This window comes from Arthrobacter sp. Y3222053, from assembly GCF_059092805.1.
This window is the reverse complement of the sequence record NZ_JBNHIA010000002.1, coordinates 664,758-679,865: the sequence shown is the minus strand read 5'-3', so window position 1 is coordinate 679,865 and position 15,108 is coordinate 664,758. Positions and strand designations below refer to the sequence as shown.

Genomic DNA, 15,108 nt, shown 5'->3' with positions numbered 1-15,108 from the left:
CCGGGGGCGGACGGTGAACACGCGACGCGCCTGGCTGGTCTGGGGGATCGGCGTCTTGGCCTACATGGCCGCCGTCACGCAGCGCACCAGTTTCGGCGTGGCCGGGCTGGCGGCGACCGACCGCTTCGACGCCTCCGCCTCCGTGCTGTCCGTCTTCACGGTCGTCCAGCTGCTCGTGTACGCCCTGCTGCAGGTGCCGGTCGGCGTCATGGTCGACCGCTACGGCCCCCGGCTGCTCATTGCGGCCGGTGCGGCGCTCATGTTTGCCGGGCAGTTCCAGCTTGCCGCCGCGGATTCGATCGGCGGCGGAATCACCGGGCGGCTGCTCGTCGGGGCCGGCGACGCGCTGACCTTCATCTCCGTCCTGCGCCTGGTGCCCGCCTGGTTCTCCGGCCCGCGCGTGCCGATGCTCACGCAGTGGACCGGCATCATCGGCCAGCTGGGCCAGGTGCTCAGCGCCGTCCCCTTTGCGATGCTGCTGCAGCTGTCCGGCTGGAGCACCGCCTTCATCAGCGCCTCGGCGCTGTCGCTGCTGGCCCTGGTGCTGGTGGCCGCGCTGGTGCGCAACCGCCCCCCGGCCGCCGAGGCTCCCGTGCCGATGCCGCTGCGCCAGACCGGCTCTTCGCTGCTGGCCGCCTGGCGCCATCCCGGTACCCGGCTGGGGCTGTGGACCCACTTCACGATCCAGTTCCCGGGAACCGTGTTCGTCATGATGTGGGGCTACCCCTACCTGGTCAGCGCCGAGGGCGTCGCGCCGTCGACCGCGTCGGCGCTGATGACCGTCTTTGTCATCGTCAGCATCCTGTGCGGCCCCTGGCTGGGATCGTGGGTGGCGCGGCATCCGCTTCGCCGCTCCACCATGGTGCTGCTCATCGCGGGCGCCATGTCGGCCGCCTGGATTGCCGTGCTGCTTCAGCCCGGGCCGGCGCCGCTGTGGCTGCTGACGGTGCTGGTGGCGATGCTCGCGGTCGGCGGACCCGGCTCGATGATCGGCTTCGACTTCGCCCGCACCTACAACCCGGCCAGCCGGCTGGGCACCGCCACCGGGATCGTCAACGTGGGCGGATTCTTTGCGTCCCTGGTCTCGATGTACCTGATCGGCCTGATCCTCGACCTGCTGCTCGCATCGGGCTTCTCCGGGGGCAACCTCTATGAACTGACCTCCTTCAGGATTGCGATGGCCGTGCAGCTGGCGGTTGTCCTCGGGGGAGCCGTCGGCGTGCTGACCACCCGGGGCAAGGTGCGCCGGGCGATGGCCGCCGACGGACTGCGGCTGCCCCCGCTGCGCGAAGCGCTGGCCCGTGAGCGGGCACGACGGCGCCAGACCAGGCTCGACGCCGACTGAGGATGCGCCGGCCCAGCCGTTTCCGGCACCGGGCCCTGCTGTCCTCCACAGCACGCGTTCCGGCGCCCTGATACGGGCCGGACCCACAATCCGGACTCTGTGCCCGCCGGCGGACTGTATGGGCCGAAGACTGCTGCGCATGAGCCAGATCTCCCACGGCGAAGCCTCCGGCCTGCGCATCCGCGCCGCTGAGGACGTGCTCGCCCTTGTGCCCCACCTCCTTGGGTTCACCCCGGACCGCTCCCTTGTGCTCCTGGCCCTGCGTGGACAGCACCTCGGCGCAGCCGTCCGGATCGACCTGCCGCGGGAGGCGCTGCACGGCCGGTTCCTCCGTGAGGCGGTACGGCTGCTGCGCACCGACCGGCAGGCCGACGGGATGCTCATGGTTCTCTATGCGCCCGAGGCCCTGACCTCGCCCGGCGGGGCCTTGGAACAGCTGCCGGGCCGCCTGGCGGACGAGGCGGTCCGGGCGGGACTGCCCGTCCAGGACGGCTGGACGGTCGGTGCCGGCTACTGGCGGAGCAGCTTCTGCACCGATCCAGGCTGCTGCCCGTTGCCCGGGCGCCCGACCGCGGACCTGGCCTCGGCACCGCTCGGCACCGAACTGGTGTTCCGCGGCAGCGTGGCGGCCGGGAGCGTTGCGGAGGCCATCGGCCGCGAGCTGCGGGAAGCGGCAGCTTGGCTCCGGAGCTCCGGGGCCGATCCCGCAGCGGAACACGCCACGCCGGGTCCATCGGCGACGGCCGGCGGCGACGCCGCATGGCGGCTGCAGCGTGCCGGGGACCGCCGCCCCGGCGTGTTCCGTGGCTGGTGGCAGCATGGCACCGTGCTGCGCCATGTCCTTGGGGCGTGGGAAGCCGCCCTGGCCCGTGCCGCCGAGGGAACGGCGCCAGACCCGGCCGAGGCGGCCCTGCTGGCGGCGAGCCTCGCCAGTCGGACGATACGGGACCTGCTGCCCGTGCAGGCGGCCGTCGGCCTGGGCCCGGCCCTCCGGGGAGCTGCGGGAGCCGGACTGATGATCGACGGACCGGTGCCCGCGGCAGTGCTCATGAACCTCCCCGCCCTCCCGCCGGACGTGCGGGCGGCGCTGCGCCTCGAATCCGGAATCGGCCCGGACGCCGTCGCCGGGGAGACCGCGGAAAGGCAGGGCCCACCGGCGCCGGACCCGCAGCCCGGGCTGGGGGAGGTCCTCACCGGGCAATGGGACGGCGCGCCGGACTGGGGCCGGCTGGACAATGCCTTCCGCCTGCTGGCGTGGTTTGCCTGCATGCCCACGGAGCCGGCCGCGGCAGGCGAATCCGTCGCCGCCGCGCCGGATGCCGCCGCTGCCGGGCCTGTCCGCCCTCCGGCAGGCGCGGGCGGCCTGGTGTCCACCGCGGAGCCGGCGGTTCCGACTCTGCTGGCGTGGATCGAATGGGCGCGCGGCCGCGGCTCGCGTGCCAGGCTGCTGCTGGAGCAGACGCTTGCGGATCATCCCGGCTACCGCCTCGCCGTGCTGATGTCGGAACTGTTCGCCGGGGGAACGGTGCCCCGTTGGACCAGGCGGCCGGCCACCGCCTGGAGCCCCGGCCACGGCTGATTTTCCCGGGCACAGCACGCCGCCCCTGCCCGGCACAGGGGCGGCGTGCTGTCCGCCGCCCGGAATCCGTGCGACAATGGGAACCGAGACCCGGTCGGGTTCGTGTATCAAGTGTCACGTTTGCTCCGGCGCCGCAGGCGCAGGGAACAATACGTGCACGGCAGTTGTTGCAGCTTCGGCAGCAGTGCTGCCGGCCACTTGGTTGCAAAACACGGACTTGACAGGGTCATAGTGGTGTTGCGACCGATGGTGACGCCACAACCCGCCGTATGTGAAAGGTTTTCTGTGTCGCCGAGAAAGACAACTGCAGTCGAAGAGACTGACACTGCAAGTACGCTCACCGCTGCAGCCGGGACCGTTGAGGCCGGCTCCGCTGAGGCTGCTGCCGGCACCAAGACCGCTGCCAAGGCCCCCCGCAAGCCGGCAGCCGGACGGAAGACCACGGCCAAGGCCGGGGCCAAGACCGGTGGACGCAAGAAGGCCGCGGCCAAGGAAGAGCCGAAGCCCGAAGAGGACGAGGTCCTGGACGGCGACGACGATCTTGAAGCCGAGCCCGACGCCGACGCCATTGTTTCCGCCGACGCGGAGGATACCGACACCGCGAAGGCCGGGGCTCCCACCGGCACCGGGTTCGTCTACTCCGACGCCGATGATGACGACGCCCCTGCCCAGCAGGTCGTGTCCGCAGGCGCCACGGCCGATCCGGTCAAGGACTACCTGAAGCAGATCGGCAAGGTCGCGCTGCTGAACGCCGAGCAGGAAGTGGACCTCGCGCTGCGCATCGAGGCCGGCCTCTACGCCGAGCAGAAGCTCGCCGAGGACCCGGACATGGACGCCAAGCTCAAGCGCGAACTGCAGTGGGTGGTGCACGACGGCAAGCGTGCCAAGAACCACCTGCTCGAGGCCAACCTCCGCCTGGTCGTCTCGCTGGCCAAACGCTACACCGGCCGCGGCATGCTGTTCCTGGACCTGATCCAGGAAGGCAACCTGGGCCTGATTCGTGCCGTCGAGAAGTTCGACTACACCAAGGGCTTCAAGTTCTCCACCTATGCGACCTGGTGGATCCGCCAGGCCATCACCCGGGCCATGGCCGACCAGGCCCGTACCATCCGCATCCCGGTGCACATGGTCGAGGTCATCAACAAGCTCGCCCGTGTCCAGCGGCAGATGCTGCAGGACCTGGGCCGGGAGCCGGCTCCGGAGGAGCTGGCCCTTGAGCTGGACATGACCCCCGAGAAGGTCATCGAGGTGCAGAAGTACGGCCGCGAGCCCATCTCGCTGCACACCCCGCTGGGCGAAGACGGAGACTCCGAGTTCGGTGACCTGATCGAGGACTCGGAAGCAGTGGTCCCCGCGGACGCCGTGAGCTTCACGCTGCTGCAGGAACAGCTGCACTCCGTGCTCGACACCCTGTCCGAGCGGGAGGCCGGCGTCGTCGCCATGCGCTTCGGGCTGACCGACGGCCAGCCGAAGACCCTCGACGAGATCGGCAAGGTCTACGGGGTGACCCGTGAGCGTATCCGCCAGATCGAGTCCAAGACGATGTCCAAGCTGCGCCACCCCTCGCGGTCCCAGGTGCTGCGCGACTACCTCGACTGACTCCGTTCCGCCGCAGTGCGGAACCGGCCGTCGAACCACGGAAAAGGCATCCCGGCCCGGGGTGCCTTTTCCGTAGGACGGACATCGCCCTGCGGACAGTGCCGGGTCGAACGCGCCGGATGAAGGAAAAGGCCCCTTCCGCAGATGCGGAAGGGGCCTTTCCAAGCTCGTTCAGGGCATCGGCCCCGCCGGGATGTTCCCGCCGATCAGGCCTCTGCCTTCTCGTGCAGACGGGAGGTCTCGTCCTGCCATTCCGAGGTCAGCGGGCGCAGGTTCGCCTCCACCGCGCGGGCGTGGTGCCCGCAGAAAAGCAGTTCCCCGCCGGAGGACTCAAGCACGGCCCGAACATACGCCTGGGCTCCGCAGCGGTCGCAGCGGTCCAGCGCAGTCAACGTACGATTAGCTACTGCAGCTGTCATTGGATGCCTCCTCAAGGGTGTTGATACTTCATTCAACCACCTTTGCCGTCAGGGTCTTTCCGGACGCGCCCCGCTTTCGCTCAGCGCGTACGGCACGTGTGGGGCCGGACACGTCCTCCACGTCGCTGGCCCGTTCCGGGGGTGGCGGGCACTAACCTTGAGGAAAGGTCCCCTCCCGCGGACCGTCAGCACACCGGCCGGCAGCGTTCCGGCCGCCGATCGGCCCTGCAGCCGGAGGAGTTCCAACACACGTGGCGCCCAGTTCTGAGTACACCGCCCGGCACCTGTCCGTCCTGGAAGGGCTCGAAGCGGTACGGAAGCGTCCCGGCATGTACATCGGGTCCACCGACTCCCGGGGCCTGATGCACTGTCTCTGGGAGATCATCGACAACTCGGTGGATGAGGCCTTGGCCGGATTCGGCCAGAGCATCAAGGTCATCCTGCACGCCGACGGCTCCGTTGAGGTCCATGACGACGGACGCGGCATCCCGGTCGACGTCGAACCGCGGACCGGCCTCAGCGGCGTCGAGGTGGTCTTCACCAAGTTGCATGCCGGCGGCAAGTTCGGCGGCGGCTCGTACGCCGCCTCCGGCGGCCTGCACGGCGTCGGCGCCTCCGTGGTCAATGCGCTCTCCGCGCGCTTGGACGTCCAGGTCGACCGCGCCGGCAAGACGTACCAGATGTCCTTCCGCCGCGGCGAGCCCGGCACCTTCGACGACGGCGCCCGCCCGGCTCCCGATGCGGCGTTCTCGCCCTTCCTGGAAAGCTCCCGCCTCGAAGTGGTGGGAAAGGCCAAGCGCGGCGTCACCGGAACCCGGATCCGCTACTGGGCGGACCGGCAGATCTTCACACCCGACGCGAAATTCTCCTACACGGAGCTCCAGGCGCGGGCGCGGCAGACCGCCTTCCTGGTTCCCGGGCTGCGCATCACGCTGCGGGACGAACGCCGGCTGCCCGGCACGGCGGGCGAAGAGGGCCCGGTCGAGGAGGTGTTCCATTACGACGGCGGCCTGTCCGAATTCGCCGAGTTCCTGGCGGCCGACGCCCCGGTCACCGACACCTGGCGCTTCCAGGGATCCGGCCGCTTCACCGAGTCCGTCCCGGTGCTCGATGAATCCGGCCACAGCCGGATCGCCGACGTCGAGCGTGAATGCGAGGTGGACATCGCCCTGCGCTGGGGCATCGGCTACGACACCACCATCCGTTCGTTCGTGAACATCATTGCCACCCCGAAGGGCGGCACCCACCTGGCCGGCTTCGAGCAGGCGCTGCTCAAGACCTTCCGGAAGACCGTGGAGGCCAACGCCCGCAAGCTCAAGGCGGGCAACGACAAGCTCGAAAAGGACGACGTCCTCGCCGGGCTCACCGCGGTGCTGACCGTCCGGCTGGCGGAACCGCAGTTCGAAGGCCAGACCAAGGAGGTCCTTGGGACCTCCGCCGTGAAGTCCATCGTGGCCAAGGTGGTCGAAAAGGAGCTGACCGCGCGCCTGAACGCCACCTCCAAGGCGGACAAACACCAGGCCTCGCAGCTGCTGGACAAGGTCGTCGCGGAAATGAAGTCCCGCATTTCGGCCCGCGTCCACAAGGAGACCCAGCGGCGTAAGAACGCTCTGGAGACCTCCTCCATGCCCGCCAAGCTGGCGGACTGCCGGCTGGATGATCCGGAGCGCTCCGAGCTGTTCATCGTGGAGGGCGACAGCGCGCTCGGCACCGCCAAGATGGCGCGGTCCTCCGACTACCAGGCGCTGCTGCCCATCCGAGGCAAGATCCTGAACGTGCAGAAGGCCTCGATCTCCGACATGCTGTCCAACGCCGAGTGCGCGGCGCTGATCCAGGTGGTCGGCGCCGGGTCCGGGCGCAGCTTCCAGCTGGACGCCGCCCGTTACGGCAAGGTGATCTTCATGACCGACGCCGACGTGGACGGTGCCCACATCCGGACCCTGCTGCTGACTTTGTTCTACCGTTACATGCGCCCGCTGGTGGAGGCCGGACGCGTCTTCGCCGCCGTCCCGCCGCTGCATCGGGTGGAGATCATCAACCCGGGCTCCAAGGCCAACGAGACCGTGTACACGTACAGCGACAAGGAGCTGCACCAGCTGCTCTCCAGGCTGGAACAGGAGGGGCGGCGGTACAAGGAGCCGATCCAGCGCTACAAGGGCCTGGGCGAGATGGACGCCGATCAGCTGGCGGAGACCACCATGGACCCACGGCACCGGATGCTGCGCCGGGTGCGGATCGGTGAGGCTGCGGCCGCCGAGCAGGTTTTTGAGCTGCTGATGGGCTCCAACGTCGCTCCGCGCAAGGACTTCATCGTGGCCGGAGCGTCCATGCTGGACCGGGACCGCATCGACGCCTAGACCGGCCGGCAGGCCCGTCGGCGGATGGTGCCGCCGGGCCGGCCGCTGCCCTGCTTCGGTCCGGAGGATTCACTGAGGACCGTGTGGACCGGGGGCTCAGCGCCAGGGCACCAGCTGGGGCGCAAGCAGCAGTACGGTCGGCACGGCCACCAGCGCCAAGGCTGCCAGCAGCACCATCGCCCGCTGCCAGGCCGCCAGCGGCGGCCGGGGAGTCAGCAGCCGGCCCAGCCGGCGTGCGGCGTCCACCGGTTCCGAGGACTGTGCTCCGCCGAGCGCGGGCGGGCCGTCGGGAGCGGTATCGGGCGGAAGCGGCGCCGAGCCGTTCGCGACGAGGGCCAGTGCCCGCACCATGGTGGGGCGGTCCACCTCACGCAGCGCCTCGTCGTCGGCCAGCATTTCGATCAGTTCGTGCACGGCCTGCTGGGCCAGCTGCGACGTCGGCAGCCAGGGCAGGGCAGCCCGCCAGGCGGCGAACGCCCAGAGCAGCAGATGGTGCCGCTGCAGCAGATGGGCACGTTCGTGCGTGAGGACCGCCTGCAGCTCGCCCGGGGTCAGCATCTCCAGCAGCCCGTCGGACAGGACCGTGACGGCCCGGCCGCCGCCGGGCAGGCAGTAGGCCACGGGCGCTGCGTAGGGCACCACCACCGTCGCGCCGTAATCCGGGGAGGGGGAGCTGAGCAGCTGCAGCATGGAACGGTGGCGCCGGCGGTCCCTGGTGATGCGGTAGTAGGTGAGCAGCAGCGTGAAGACGAGATGCGCGCCCAGCAGCAGGGCCGCGCTGAGGGCGAAGACGTGCACCAGGCCCAGCGTGGTGGCCGGCTCGCCGTGGATCAGGATGCCCCACAGCCCGCGGAACGCAGCCGGCAGGTTGTCGCCGAGCGGCTCCAGGCCCCACGTGAGCATGGCACCGATCATGGACAGGCCGCCGGCCAGCGCGATCGCCTGCCACAGCACCAGGGCGGCAAACGGGGATCTTGCGGTCCATGCGGCCCGGGACAGCAGGATCGGCACGGGCCAGGCCAGGATGATGGCCAGCCCGGCCAGCAGGTAGGAGGCCAGGAACACCTGGGCGGAGCCCTACGGCGCGACGGCGCCGAGCAGGCGGCGCAGCGTCTGCGCCTCGCTCTCGGAAACCGAGCCGATGAACCGGGCCAGCACGGCCTCGCGGTCACTGGCGGAGCCGAGGGCCTCATGCATGAGTTCGGCGGTGTGCTCGGCCCGGGTGGTGACGGCCCGGTAGCGGTGCGGTCGGGTGTCCCGCTCCCGCTCGACCAGGGACTTCTTCTCCAGACGTGAAAGCACGGTGAGGACCGTGGTCACGGCAAGGTCCTTGCCTTCGCCGCCCCGGGCGGCGAGCTGTTCACGCAGTTCATTGGCGGTGGCCGCTTCGGCCGAATCCCACAGCAGGTCCATCATCGCCCGCTCAAGCTCGCCGAGGGTTGCCATCTTCCGTCCTTACATCTATCCGGTCGTGCTGCGTCATGCTGCGTCCGTGTCCTCCAGGGTGTCCGCCGTGGAGGCCGGGCCGCCGAGGCACGAAACTGTACCACCAAATGTACCGTGTTTCCCGCCATGTTTCTACGAACCGTAGAAATTTTTACCCCGGTGTTCTACGATCTGTAGAAGAAGATACTTCTACACAAGGTAGAAGTTCTGTTTCTTTCCGTTCGAAGGATCCCGCGTTGGACGCTCTAGACATCGCACGGTGGCAGTTCGGCATCACCACCGTTTACCACTTCCTCATGGTTCCCCTGACCATCGGCCTCGGGCTGGTGGTGGCTACGCTGCAGACCGTCTGGGTCCGCACCGGCAAGGACGAATACCTGAGGATGACCAAGTTCTGGGGCAAGCTCTTCCTCATCAACTTCATCCTCGGCATCGCCACCGGCCTGGTCCAGGAGTTCCAGTTCGGCCTGGCCTGGAGCGAGTACAGCCGCTTCGTGGGCGACGTGTTCGGCGCCCCGCTGGCCCTGGAATCGCTGCTCGCCTTCTTCACGGAGTCCGTGTTCCTGGGCCTGTGGATCTTCGGCTGGAAGCGCCTGCCGAAGAAGATCCACCTCGCCACCATCTGGGCCGCGGTGCTGGCCTCCGTCGTCTCCGCCTACTTCATCCTCGCCGCCAACTCGTGGATGCAGCACCCCGTCGGCACGGAGATCGTCGACGGCCGCGCCAGGCTGACCGACATCTGGGCGGTGCTCACCAACAACACCCTCCTGGTCGCCTTCCCGCACACCATTACGGGCGCCCTCGCCGTTGCCGGCGGCTTCCTGCTCGGCATCGCCTGGTACCACCTGTGGAAGCGCCGGAAGGACGGCATCGACACCGTGGACGAATCCGGCCGCGTGGTGGTCGGCGAGGTGCCCGGCACCGGCCGGGACAAGGCGGACCACAAGGTCTGGTTCCGTTCGCTGCGCATCGGCGCCTGGATCGCCGTCATCGCGTTCGCGGGAGTCGCCGTCACCGGCGACCTCCAGGCCAAGCTGATGTTTGAGCAGCAGCCCATGAAGATGGCCGCGGCCGAATCCGCCTGCCACGACGGCACCGGCTTCTCCGTGCTCGCCATCGGCGACGTAGGCTCCACGGACTGCAACGACGTCACCAACCTCATCGAGGTTCCGGGCCTGCTCTCCTTCCTGGCCAACGGCGACTTCACCACCGAGGTCAAGGGCGTGAACACCCTGATCCCCGAGTACCAGGAGGCCTACGGCGAGTTCCTGCCCGAAGGAGAGATGTACGGCGACTACTCGGGTGCGCCCGTCAACTACGTGCCCGACCTGGCTGCCACCTACTGGGCCTTCCGCATCATGATCGGGTTCGGCGCCATAGCCGCAGCGGCGGCCGCCGCCGCGCTCTGGGTCACCCGGAAGGGCACCGTCCCGCAGTCCAAGTGGCTCATGCGCCTGGCCGTCTTCGGCATCCTGGCCCCCTTCGGCGCCAACGCCGCCGGGTGGGTCTTCACGGAGCTGGGCCGGCAGCCCTTCGTCGTGGCACCCAACCCCGCCGCGCTGGCCTTCGGCGGCAACGACGGCGTGTTCATGTTCACCGCCGCCGCCGTCTCACCGGGCGTCGAGCTGAGCGAGCTGCTCTTCTCGGTCATCGCGTTCACGCTGGTCTACTTCGCCCTGCTGGTGGTCGAGGTGCGCCTGCTGGTCAAGTTCGTCCGCGGCGGCGTGCCGTCCTCGATGCCCGGACTGCTCCATGACGGGGACGACGGCCCGTCCGGCGGACTCGACTCGGCTGGCGGCGACGACCCGGACGGCGGCCGGAAGAAGGCCGACGACGTCCTCGACTTCGCGTACTGACCCGCGACCGACTTCTGGAGAACTGACGTGACGCTTCCCACTTTGTGGTTCATCATCATCGCCTTCCTGTGGATGGGCTACCTCTTCCTGGAAGGCTTCGACCTCGGCGTCGGCATGCTCATGAAGCTCATGGCACGCAACGACAAGGACCGCCGGGTCATGCTCAACACCATCGGCCCGGTCTGGGACGGCAACGAGGTCTGGCTCGTCACCGCAGGCGCCATGACCTTCGCCGCCTTCCCGCTCTGGTACGCCTCGCTGTTCTCGACGCTGTACCTGCCCCTGGTGCTGGTCCTGCTCGGACTGATCTTCCGGGCGGTTGCCATCGAGTACCGCGGCAAGCACGACGACGACCGGTGGCGCAGCCGCTGGGACTGGGCCCTGTCCCTGGGCTCCTTCGTCTCCGCGTTCGGCGTGGGCGCCGCGCTGGCGCTGACCAGCACCGGCCTGCCGCTGAACGAGAACGGCGACCGGGTAGGCGGACCGTTCGCCTGGTTCAACGGATGGGCCGTCATCGGCGGCCTGGCCGTGGTCGGCTTCGCCCTCGTGCACGCCCTGGCGTTCCTCATGCTCAAGACCGACGGCGATATCCGTCTGCGGGCCCGCCGTGCCCTGGTGCGCTGGCTTCCGCTGGGCATCGCGCCGATGGCCGTCTGGGCGGTGGGCGTTAACCTGGACAGCGGCAGCCTGGCCTCGCTGGTGCTGCTCGCCGTCGCGGTGGTGGCGGTCGCCATGGCCTGGGACTTCGCCCGGCGGGAACGTGAAGGGTTCGCCTTCGCCTCCCTGGGGGCGTTCCTGGTGGCCGGCGCGGCGTCGATCTTCACCGCCATGTACCCCGTGGTGCTGCCCAGCAGCCTCGACGCCGCGTGGGACCTGACGGTCCAGAACGCCTCCTCCGGCTCCTACACCCTCACCGTGATCAGCTGGGTGTCGCTGCTCGGCCTGCCCATCGTGATCCTCTACCAGGGGTGGACCTACTGGGTGTTCCGCAAGCGCGTCTCCGCGGACTCCATCCCGGCGGCCCACACCTTCAGCGCTCAGTGAAGCCGGTCCTGCCCGTCAGTGCCGCCAGCCGCCGCGCACTGTACCTGCTGGGCCTCGTGGCCGCGGTCAAGGCCGTGGGCCTGGTGCTCCTCGCCGGCGGCGCCGCCGAAGCGATCGCCGGCATAGCCGCCGGCGGCGTCGACTGGGCGCACGCCCTGGGCACCGGCGCGGCAGGCGCAATGCTGCGGTCCCTGGCCATGTGGGCACAGGAATCGGTGTCCCAGCGCGCCGCCGTCGGCGTCAAGGACGAACTGCGGGCCCGGCTCACCGACCGGATCCTGGCCGAAGGCGGTTCCGTGCCCGGCATGGGCAACGGCGCCCTCAGCGTGCTGCTCACCCGCGGGCTGGACGGCCTGGACACCTACTACTCCAAGTACCTGCCGGCACTGGTGACCTGCGCCGTCGTGCCCGCCCTGGTGGGCCTGCGGATCCTGGCGGCGGACTGGGTCAGTGCAGTCGTCATCGTGCTTACCGTCCCGCTGGTGCCGGTGTTCATGATCCTGATCGGCCTGCATACCGGTGACCGCACGGCCAAGGCCATCGACGCCCTGCACCGCCTCTCCGACCACATGCTGGAGCTGGTCCGCGGCCTGCCCGTGCTCGTCGGCCTCGGCCGCGCCCGGGCCCAGGCCCGCGCCCTGCGCGACGTGGCCGACGAATACCGGAAGACGACGCTGCAGACCCTGCGCGTGGCCTTCCTGTCCTCGCTGGCCCTGGAACTGATCTCGACCATCTCGGTGGCCGTGGTCGCCGTCTTCATCGGCATCCGGCTGGTCAACGGCGACATGTCCCTGGAGCTGGGCCTGCTGGCCCTCATCCTGGCGCCGGAGTGCTACCAGCCGCTGCGCGACCTCGGCACGGCCCACCATGCCAGCGAGGACGGGCTCGAGGCGCTGCGCCGCACCGACGAGGTACTGACGGCGCCCGCCTCCACCCCGCTGGTGCCGGCCGCTGCGCCGTCGGATCCCGGTTCCGGTGCCGGAAACGCCGCCGCTCCCCGCGACCTCACGGTCAGCGGATTGACGGTCCGCTATCCTGCCCGGGACGGCGCCGTGGTCCAGGACCTGGGGTTTACCGTTCCCGCCGGCCGCATCGCCGCGCTCACAGGCCCCAGCGGCACCGGCAAGACGACCGTGCTCGAAGTCCTGGCCGGACTGCGCCGGGCCGTTCCCGCCGCAGAATCCGGTGATGCGACCGCTCCGTCCGACGACGGCGCCGCCGTCATCACCGGCACAGTGACCGGTGCGTCTGCGGACACCACCGCCTGGATTCCGCAGCACCCGGTGCTCGTCGAGGACACCGTGGCCGCGGAAATCGCCCTCTATGCCGGCGCCTCCACCGCCGAGGCCGGACGTGAGGCCGCTGCCCGGGCACTGGCCGACATCGACGCCGGCCACCTGATCGACGCCGCCACGGGAGACCTCAGCCCCGGCGAGCAGCGCCGCGTGGCGGTGGCCCGCGCGCTGGCACGGCTGGCGCATCGGCCCGAGGTTGTCCTGCTGCTGGCCGATGAGCCCACCGCCCACCTCGACGCCGCCAGCGCCCGCGCCGTCATCGCCGCCCTGCAGCGGCTGCGGGGGAGGGCCACCGTGCTGCTGGTGGCCCACGACGCGGCCACCGCCGCCGCCGCGGACCTGCACATCCCGGTGCACCCCGGCGCCGCAGCGCCGGAGGTCTCCGTCGTCGACACCGCTGAGACCGCAGCCGGCTTCACGGCGGTCAGTGCGGCGACGGACACGGCCGACGCACCGGGGAAGGCCCCCGTCCGGCAGCCGTTCCGGCTCAACCTGCTGGTCCTGCGGCCGTGGAGCCCGCAGTTCCTGCTGGCCCTGCTCCTGGGCACGGGGGCCACGCTCTTCGCGGTCGCGCTGTCCTCGCTCTCCGGCTGGCTCATCGTCCGGGCCAGCGAACAGCCGCCGATCCTCTACCTGCTGACCGCCATCGTCGGCGTCCGCTTCTTCGGCATCGGCCGGGCGGTACTGCGCTACCGCGAACGCCTGCACCTGCACGACGCCGTCTTCCGCGCCACCAACGCCCTGCGCATCCGGCTCTGGAACGGACTGCTTGAGCGGCCGGCCGGCTGGCGGCGGCTGGCCCGCGGCGGCGGCGCCCTGGAACGCCTGGTCGGCGACGTCGACGAGCTGCGCGACATTGCACCGCGGGTGGTCTTCGCCCCGATGACCGGTCTGCTCACCGCGGCCGTCGCCTGCCTCGCCACCGGGCTGCTGATGCCGGCGGCCCTGCCCGGGGTCCTGCTGCTGTGCCTGTTCGGGCTGGTCGTTTCCCCGCTGCTCGCGCTGGCCGCCGACGCGGCCGCCCGGGCGCGGACGGTCCGCCTGCAGTCCTCCGCCATGGCCGCGATGGCCCGCCTGCTGGCAGCCGCCCCCGACCTGGAGGCCAACGGCTCCGCCGGCCCGGTGCTGGCCCGGCAGCGTGCGCTGGAGGCGCAGGCCTCCGCGGCCGTGCGCCGCAGTGCCTGGGCCGAGGGCCTGGCCAACGCCCTCACCGCGCTGGCCTGCGCCGCCTCCGCCCTCTGGGCCTGCCTGCACACCGGCGGCACCGCGCCGTCGATCGCAGCGGTCATCATCCTGATGCAGCTGGCCCTGATTGAGCCCTTCGTTGCCGTCAACGGCTCCATCCAGCAGCTCAGCGCCTGGCGCACCCTGGGGGACCGGGTGCTGCCCGACCTCGGCAGCCCGGACGTCGACGACGACGGGAACACCGGGAGCGGCACCGCAGCTGCGGATTCCCAGCCGGCGGCCGACGGTGCGCCGGTCCACACGCTGGAGCTCGCCGGCGTCGGCTACCGCTATCCGGGCGCACCGGCAGCCACGCTGCACGGCATTGACCTGACGCTGGAGAGCGGAGACTGGCTGGCCGTCACGGGGCCCTCGGGCAGCGGGAAGTCCACGCTGCTGGGTGTCCTGCTCGGCTTCCTCACGCCGGAGGAAGGCCGGATCCTGATCAACGGGCGCCCGGCCGACGATCTGCCCCCGGCCGCTCGGCGCATGGCCTGGTGCCCCCAGGAGGCCCACCTCTTCGACTCCACGCTGCGCGGAAACCTGCTGCTGGCGCGCGACCGCAGGCACGCCCCCACGGAGCCGGAGCTGGAGCAGGCGCTGCAGGCCGTGGGCCTCGGCCCGCTGCTTGAGCGGCTGCCCGAGGGACTCGATACCCGGGTAGGTGCCGGCGGCCACTTCCTCTCCGGCGGCCAGCGGCAGCGGGTCGCGGTGGCCCGCGCGCTGCTCACGGACGCCGACGTCGTGCTGCTGGACGAACCGACCGCGCACCTCGACGCAGAGGCCGGACGGCAGCTGATGGCCGACCTCCGCAGCGGGCTGGCCGGTCGGACCGTCGTCATGGTCACCCACAATCCCGACGATGCAGCGTGGTGTGAGCGCCGCATGCACCTGGAGCACGGCCGAATGGAGCCCCCGGCGGAGGTTCTGGCTAGGCTGTAGGA

Annotated in this window: 10 protein-coding genes; 7 read left to right on the top strand and 3 right to left on the bottom strand. The window is 70.4% G+C overall.

Going from position 1 to position 15,108, the window contains the following annotated elements; genetic code table 11:
- Nucleotides 1-13 precede the first annotated feature (13 nt).
- The 3 genes from AC5RUW_RS07375 (at nt 14) to AC5RUW_RS07365 (ending at nt 4,523) form a co-directional block, all read left to right on the top strand.
- Nucleotides 14-1,345: an MFS transporter gene (locus tag AC5RUW_RS07375; RefSeq protein ID WP_494160076.1), complete on the top strand. Its 1,332-nt coding sequence runs from the start codon at nt 14-16 to the stop codon at nt 1,343-1,345.
- 139 nt (nt 1,346-1,484) lie between these two features.
- Nucleotides 1,485-2,924: a DUF4192 domain-containing protein gene (locus AC5RUW_RS07370; protein ID WP_494160075.1), complete on the top strand. Its 1,440-nt coding sequence runs from the start codon at nt 1,485-1,487 to the stop codon at nt 2,922-2,924.
- Nucleotides 2,925-3,209: 285 nt separating this feature from the next.
- A complete protein-coding gene (locus tag AC5RUW_RS07365; RefSeq protein WP_494160074.1) occupies nt 3,210-4,523 on the top strand; it encodes an RNA polymerase sigma factor in 1,314 nt (437 codons plus the stop codon).
- A 206-nt stretch (nt 4,524-4,729) separates the two neighbouring features.
- Here the strand turns inward: AC5RUW_RS07365 and AC5RUW_RS07360 are convergent, their stop codons facing one another.
- Entirely contained in the window at nt 4,730-4,942 is a 213-nt protein-coding gene (locus AC5RUW_RS07360; protein ID WP_494006779.1) for a DUF7455 domain-containing protein, read from the bottom strand.
- A gap of 251 nt (nt 4,943-5,193) precedes the next feature.
- On the opposite strand from AC5RUW_RS07360, the gene AC5RUW_RS07355 reads away from it, so the two are divergent.
- Nucleotides 5,194-7,299, top strand: coding sequence for a DNA gyrase/topoisomerase IV subunit B (locus tag AC5RUW_RS07355; protein ID WP_494160073.1), 2,106 nt, complete (start codon nt 5,194-5,196; stop codon nt 7,297-7,299).
- A gap of 96 nt (nt 7,300-7,395) precedes the next feature.
- Here the strand turns inward: AC5RUW_RS07355 and AC5RUW_RS07350 are convergent, their stop codons facing one another.
- Nucleotides 7,396-8,364: a M56 family metallopeptidase gene (locus AC5RUW_RS07350; protein ID WP_494160072.1), complete on the bottom strand. Its 969-nt coding sequence runs from the start codon at nt 8,362-8,364 to the stop codon at nt 7,396-7,398.
- Between the two features lie 12 nt (nt 8,365-8,376).
- Nucleotides 8,377-8,745 carry a BlaI/MecI/CopY family transcriptional regulator gene (locus AC5RUW_RS07345; RefSeq protein WP_494160071.1) on the bottom strand — a complete coding sequence of 123 codons (369 nt, stop codon included), beginning with the start codon at nt 8,743-8,745 and terminating at the stop codon, nt 8,377-8,379.
- Nucleotides 8,746-8,981: 236 nt separating this feature from the next.
- On the opposite strand from AC5RUW_RS07345, the gene AC5RUW_RS07340 reads away from it, so the two are divergent.
- The 3 genes from AC5RUW_RS07340 to cydD all read left to right on the top strand — a co-directional run bounded on the left by AC5RUW_RS07340 (nt 8,982) and on the right by cydD (nt 15,106).
- Entirely contained in the window at nt 8,982-10,601 is a 1,620-nt protein-coding gene (locus tag AC5RUW_RS07340) for a cytochrome ubiquinol oxidase subunit I (protein WP_494160070.1), read from the top strand.
- Between the two features lie 72 nt (nt 10,602-10,673).
- Nucleotides 10,674-11,645: a cytochrome d ubiquinol oxidase subunit II gene (cydB, locus tag AC5RUW_RS07335; RefSeq protein WP_494160212.1), complete on the top strand. Its 972-nt coding sequence runs from the start codon at nt 10,674-10,676 to the stop codon at nt 11,643-11,645.
- Nucleotides 11,642-15,106: a thiol reductant ABC exporter subunit CydD gene (cydD, locus tag AC5RUW_RS07330; RefSeq protein ID WP_494160069.1), complete on the top strand. Its 3,465-nt coding sequence runs from the start codon at nt 11,642-11,644 to the stop codon at nt 15,104-15,106. The genes cydB and cydD overlap by 4 nt, the downstream gene beginning before the upstream one ends.
- The last annotated feature ends 2 nt before the right edge of the window (nt 15,107-15,108 follow it).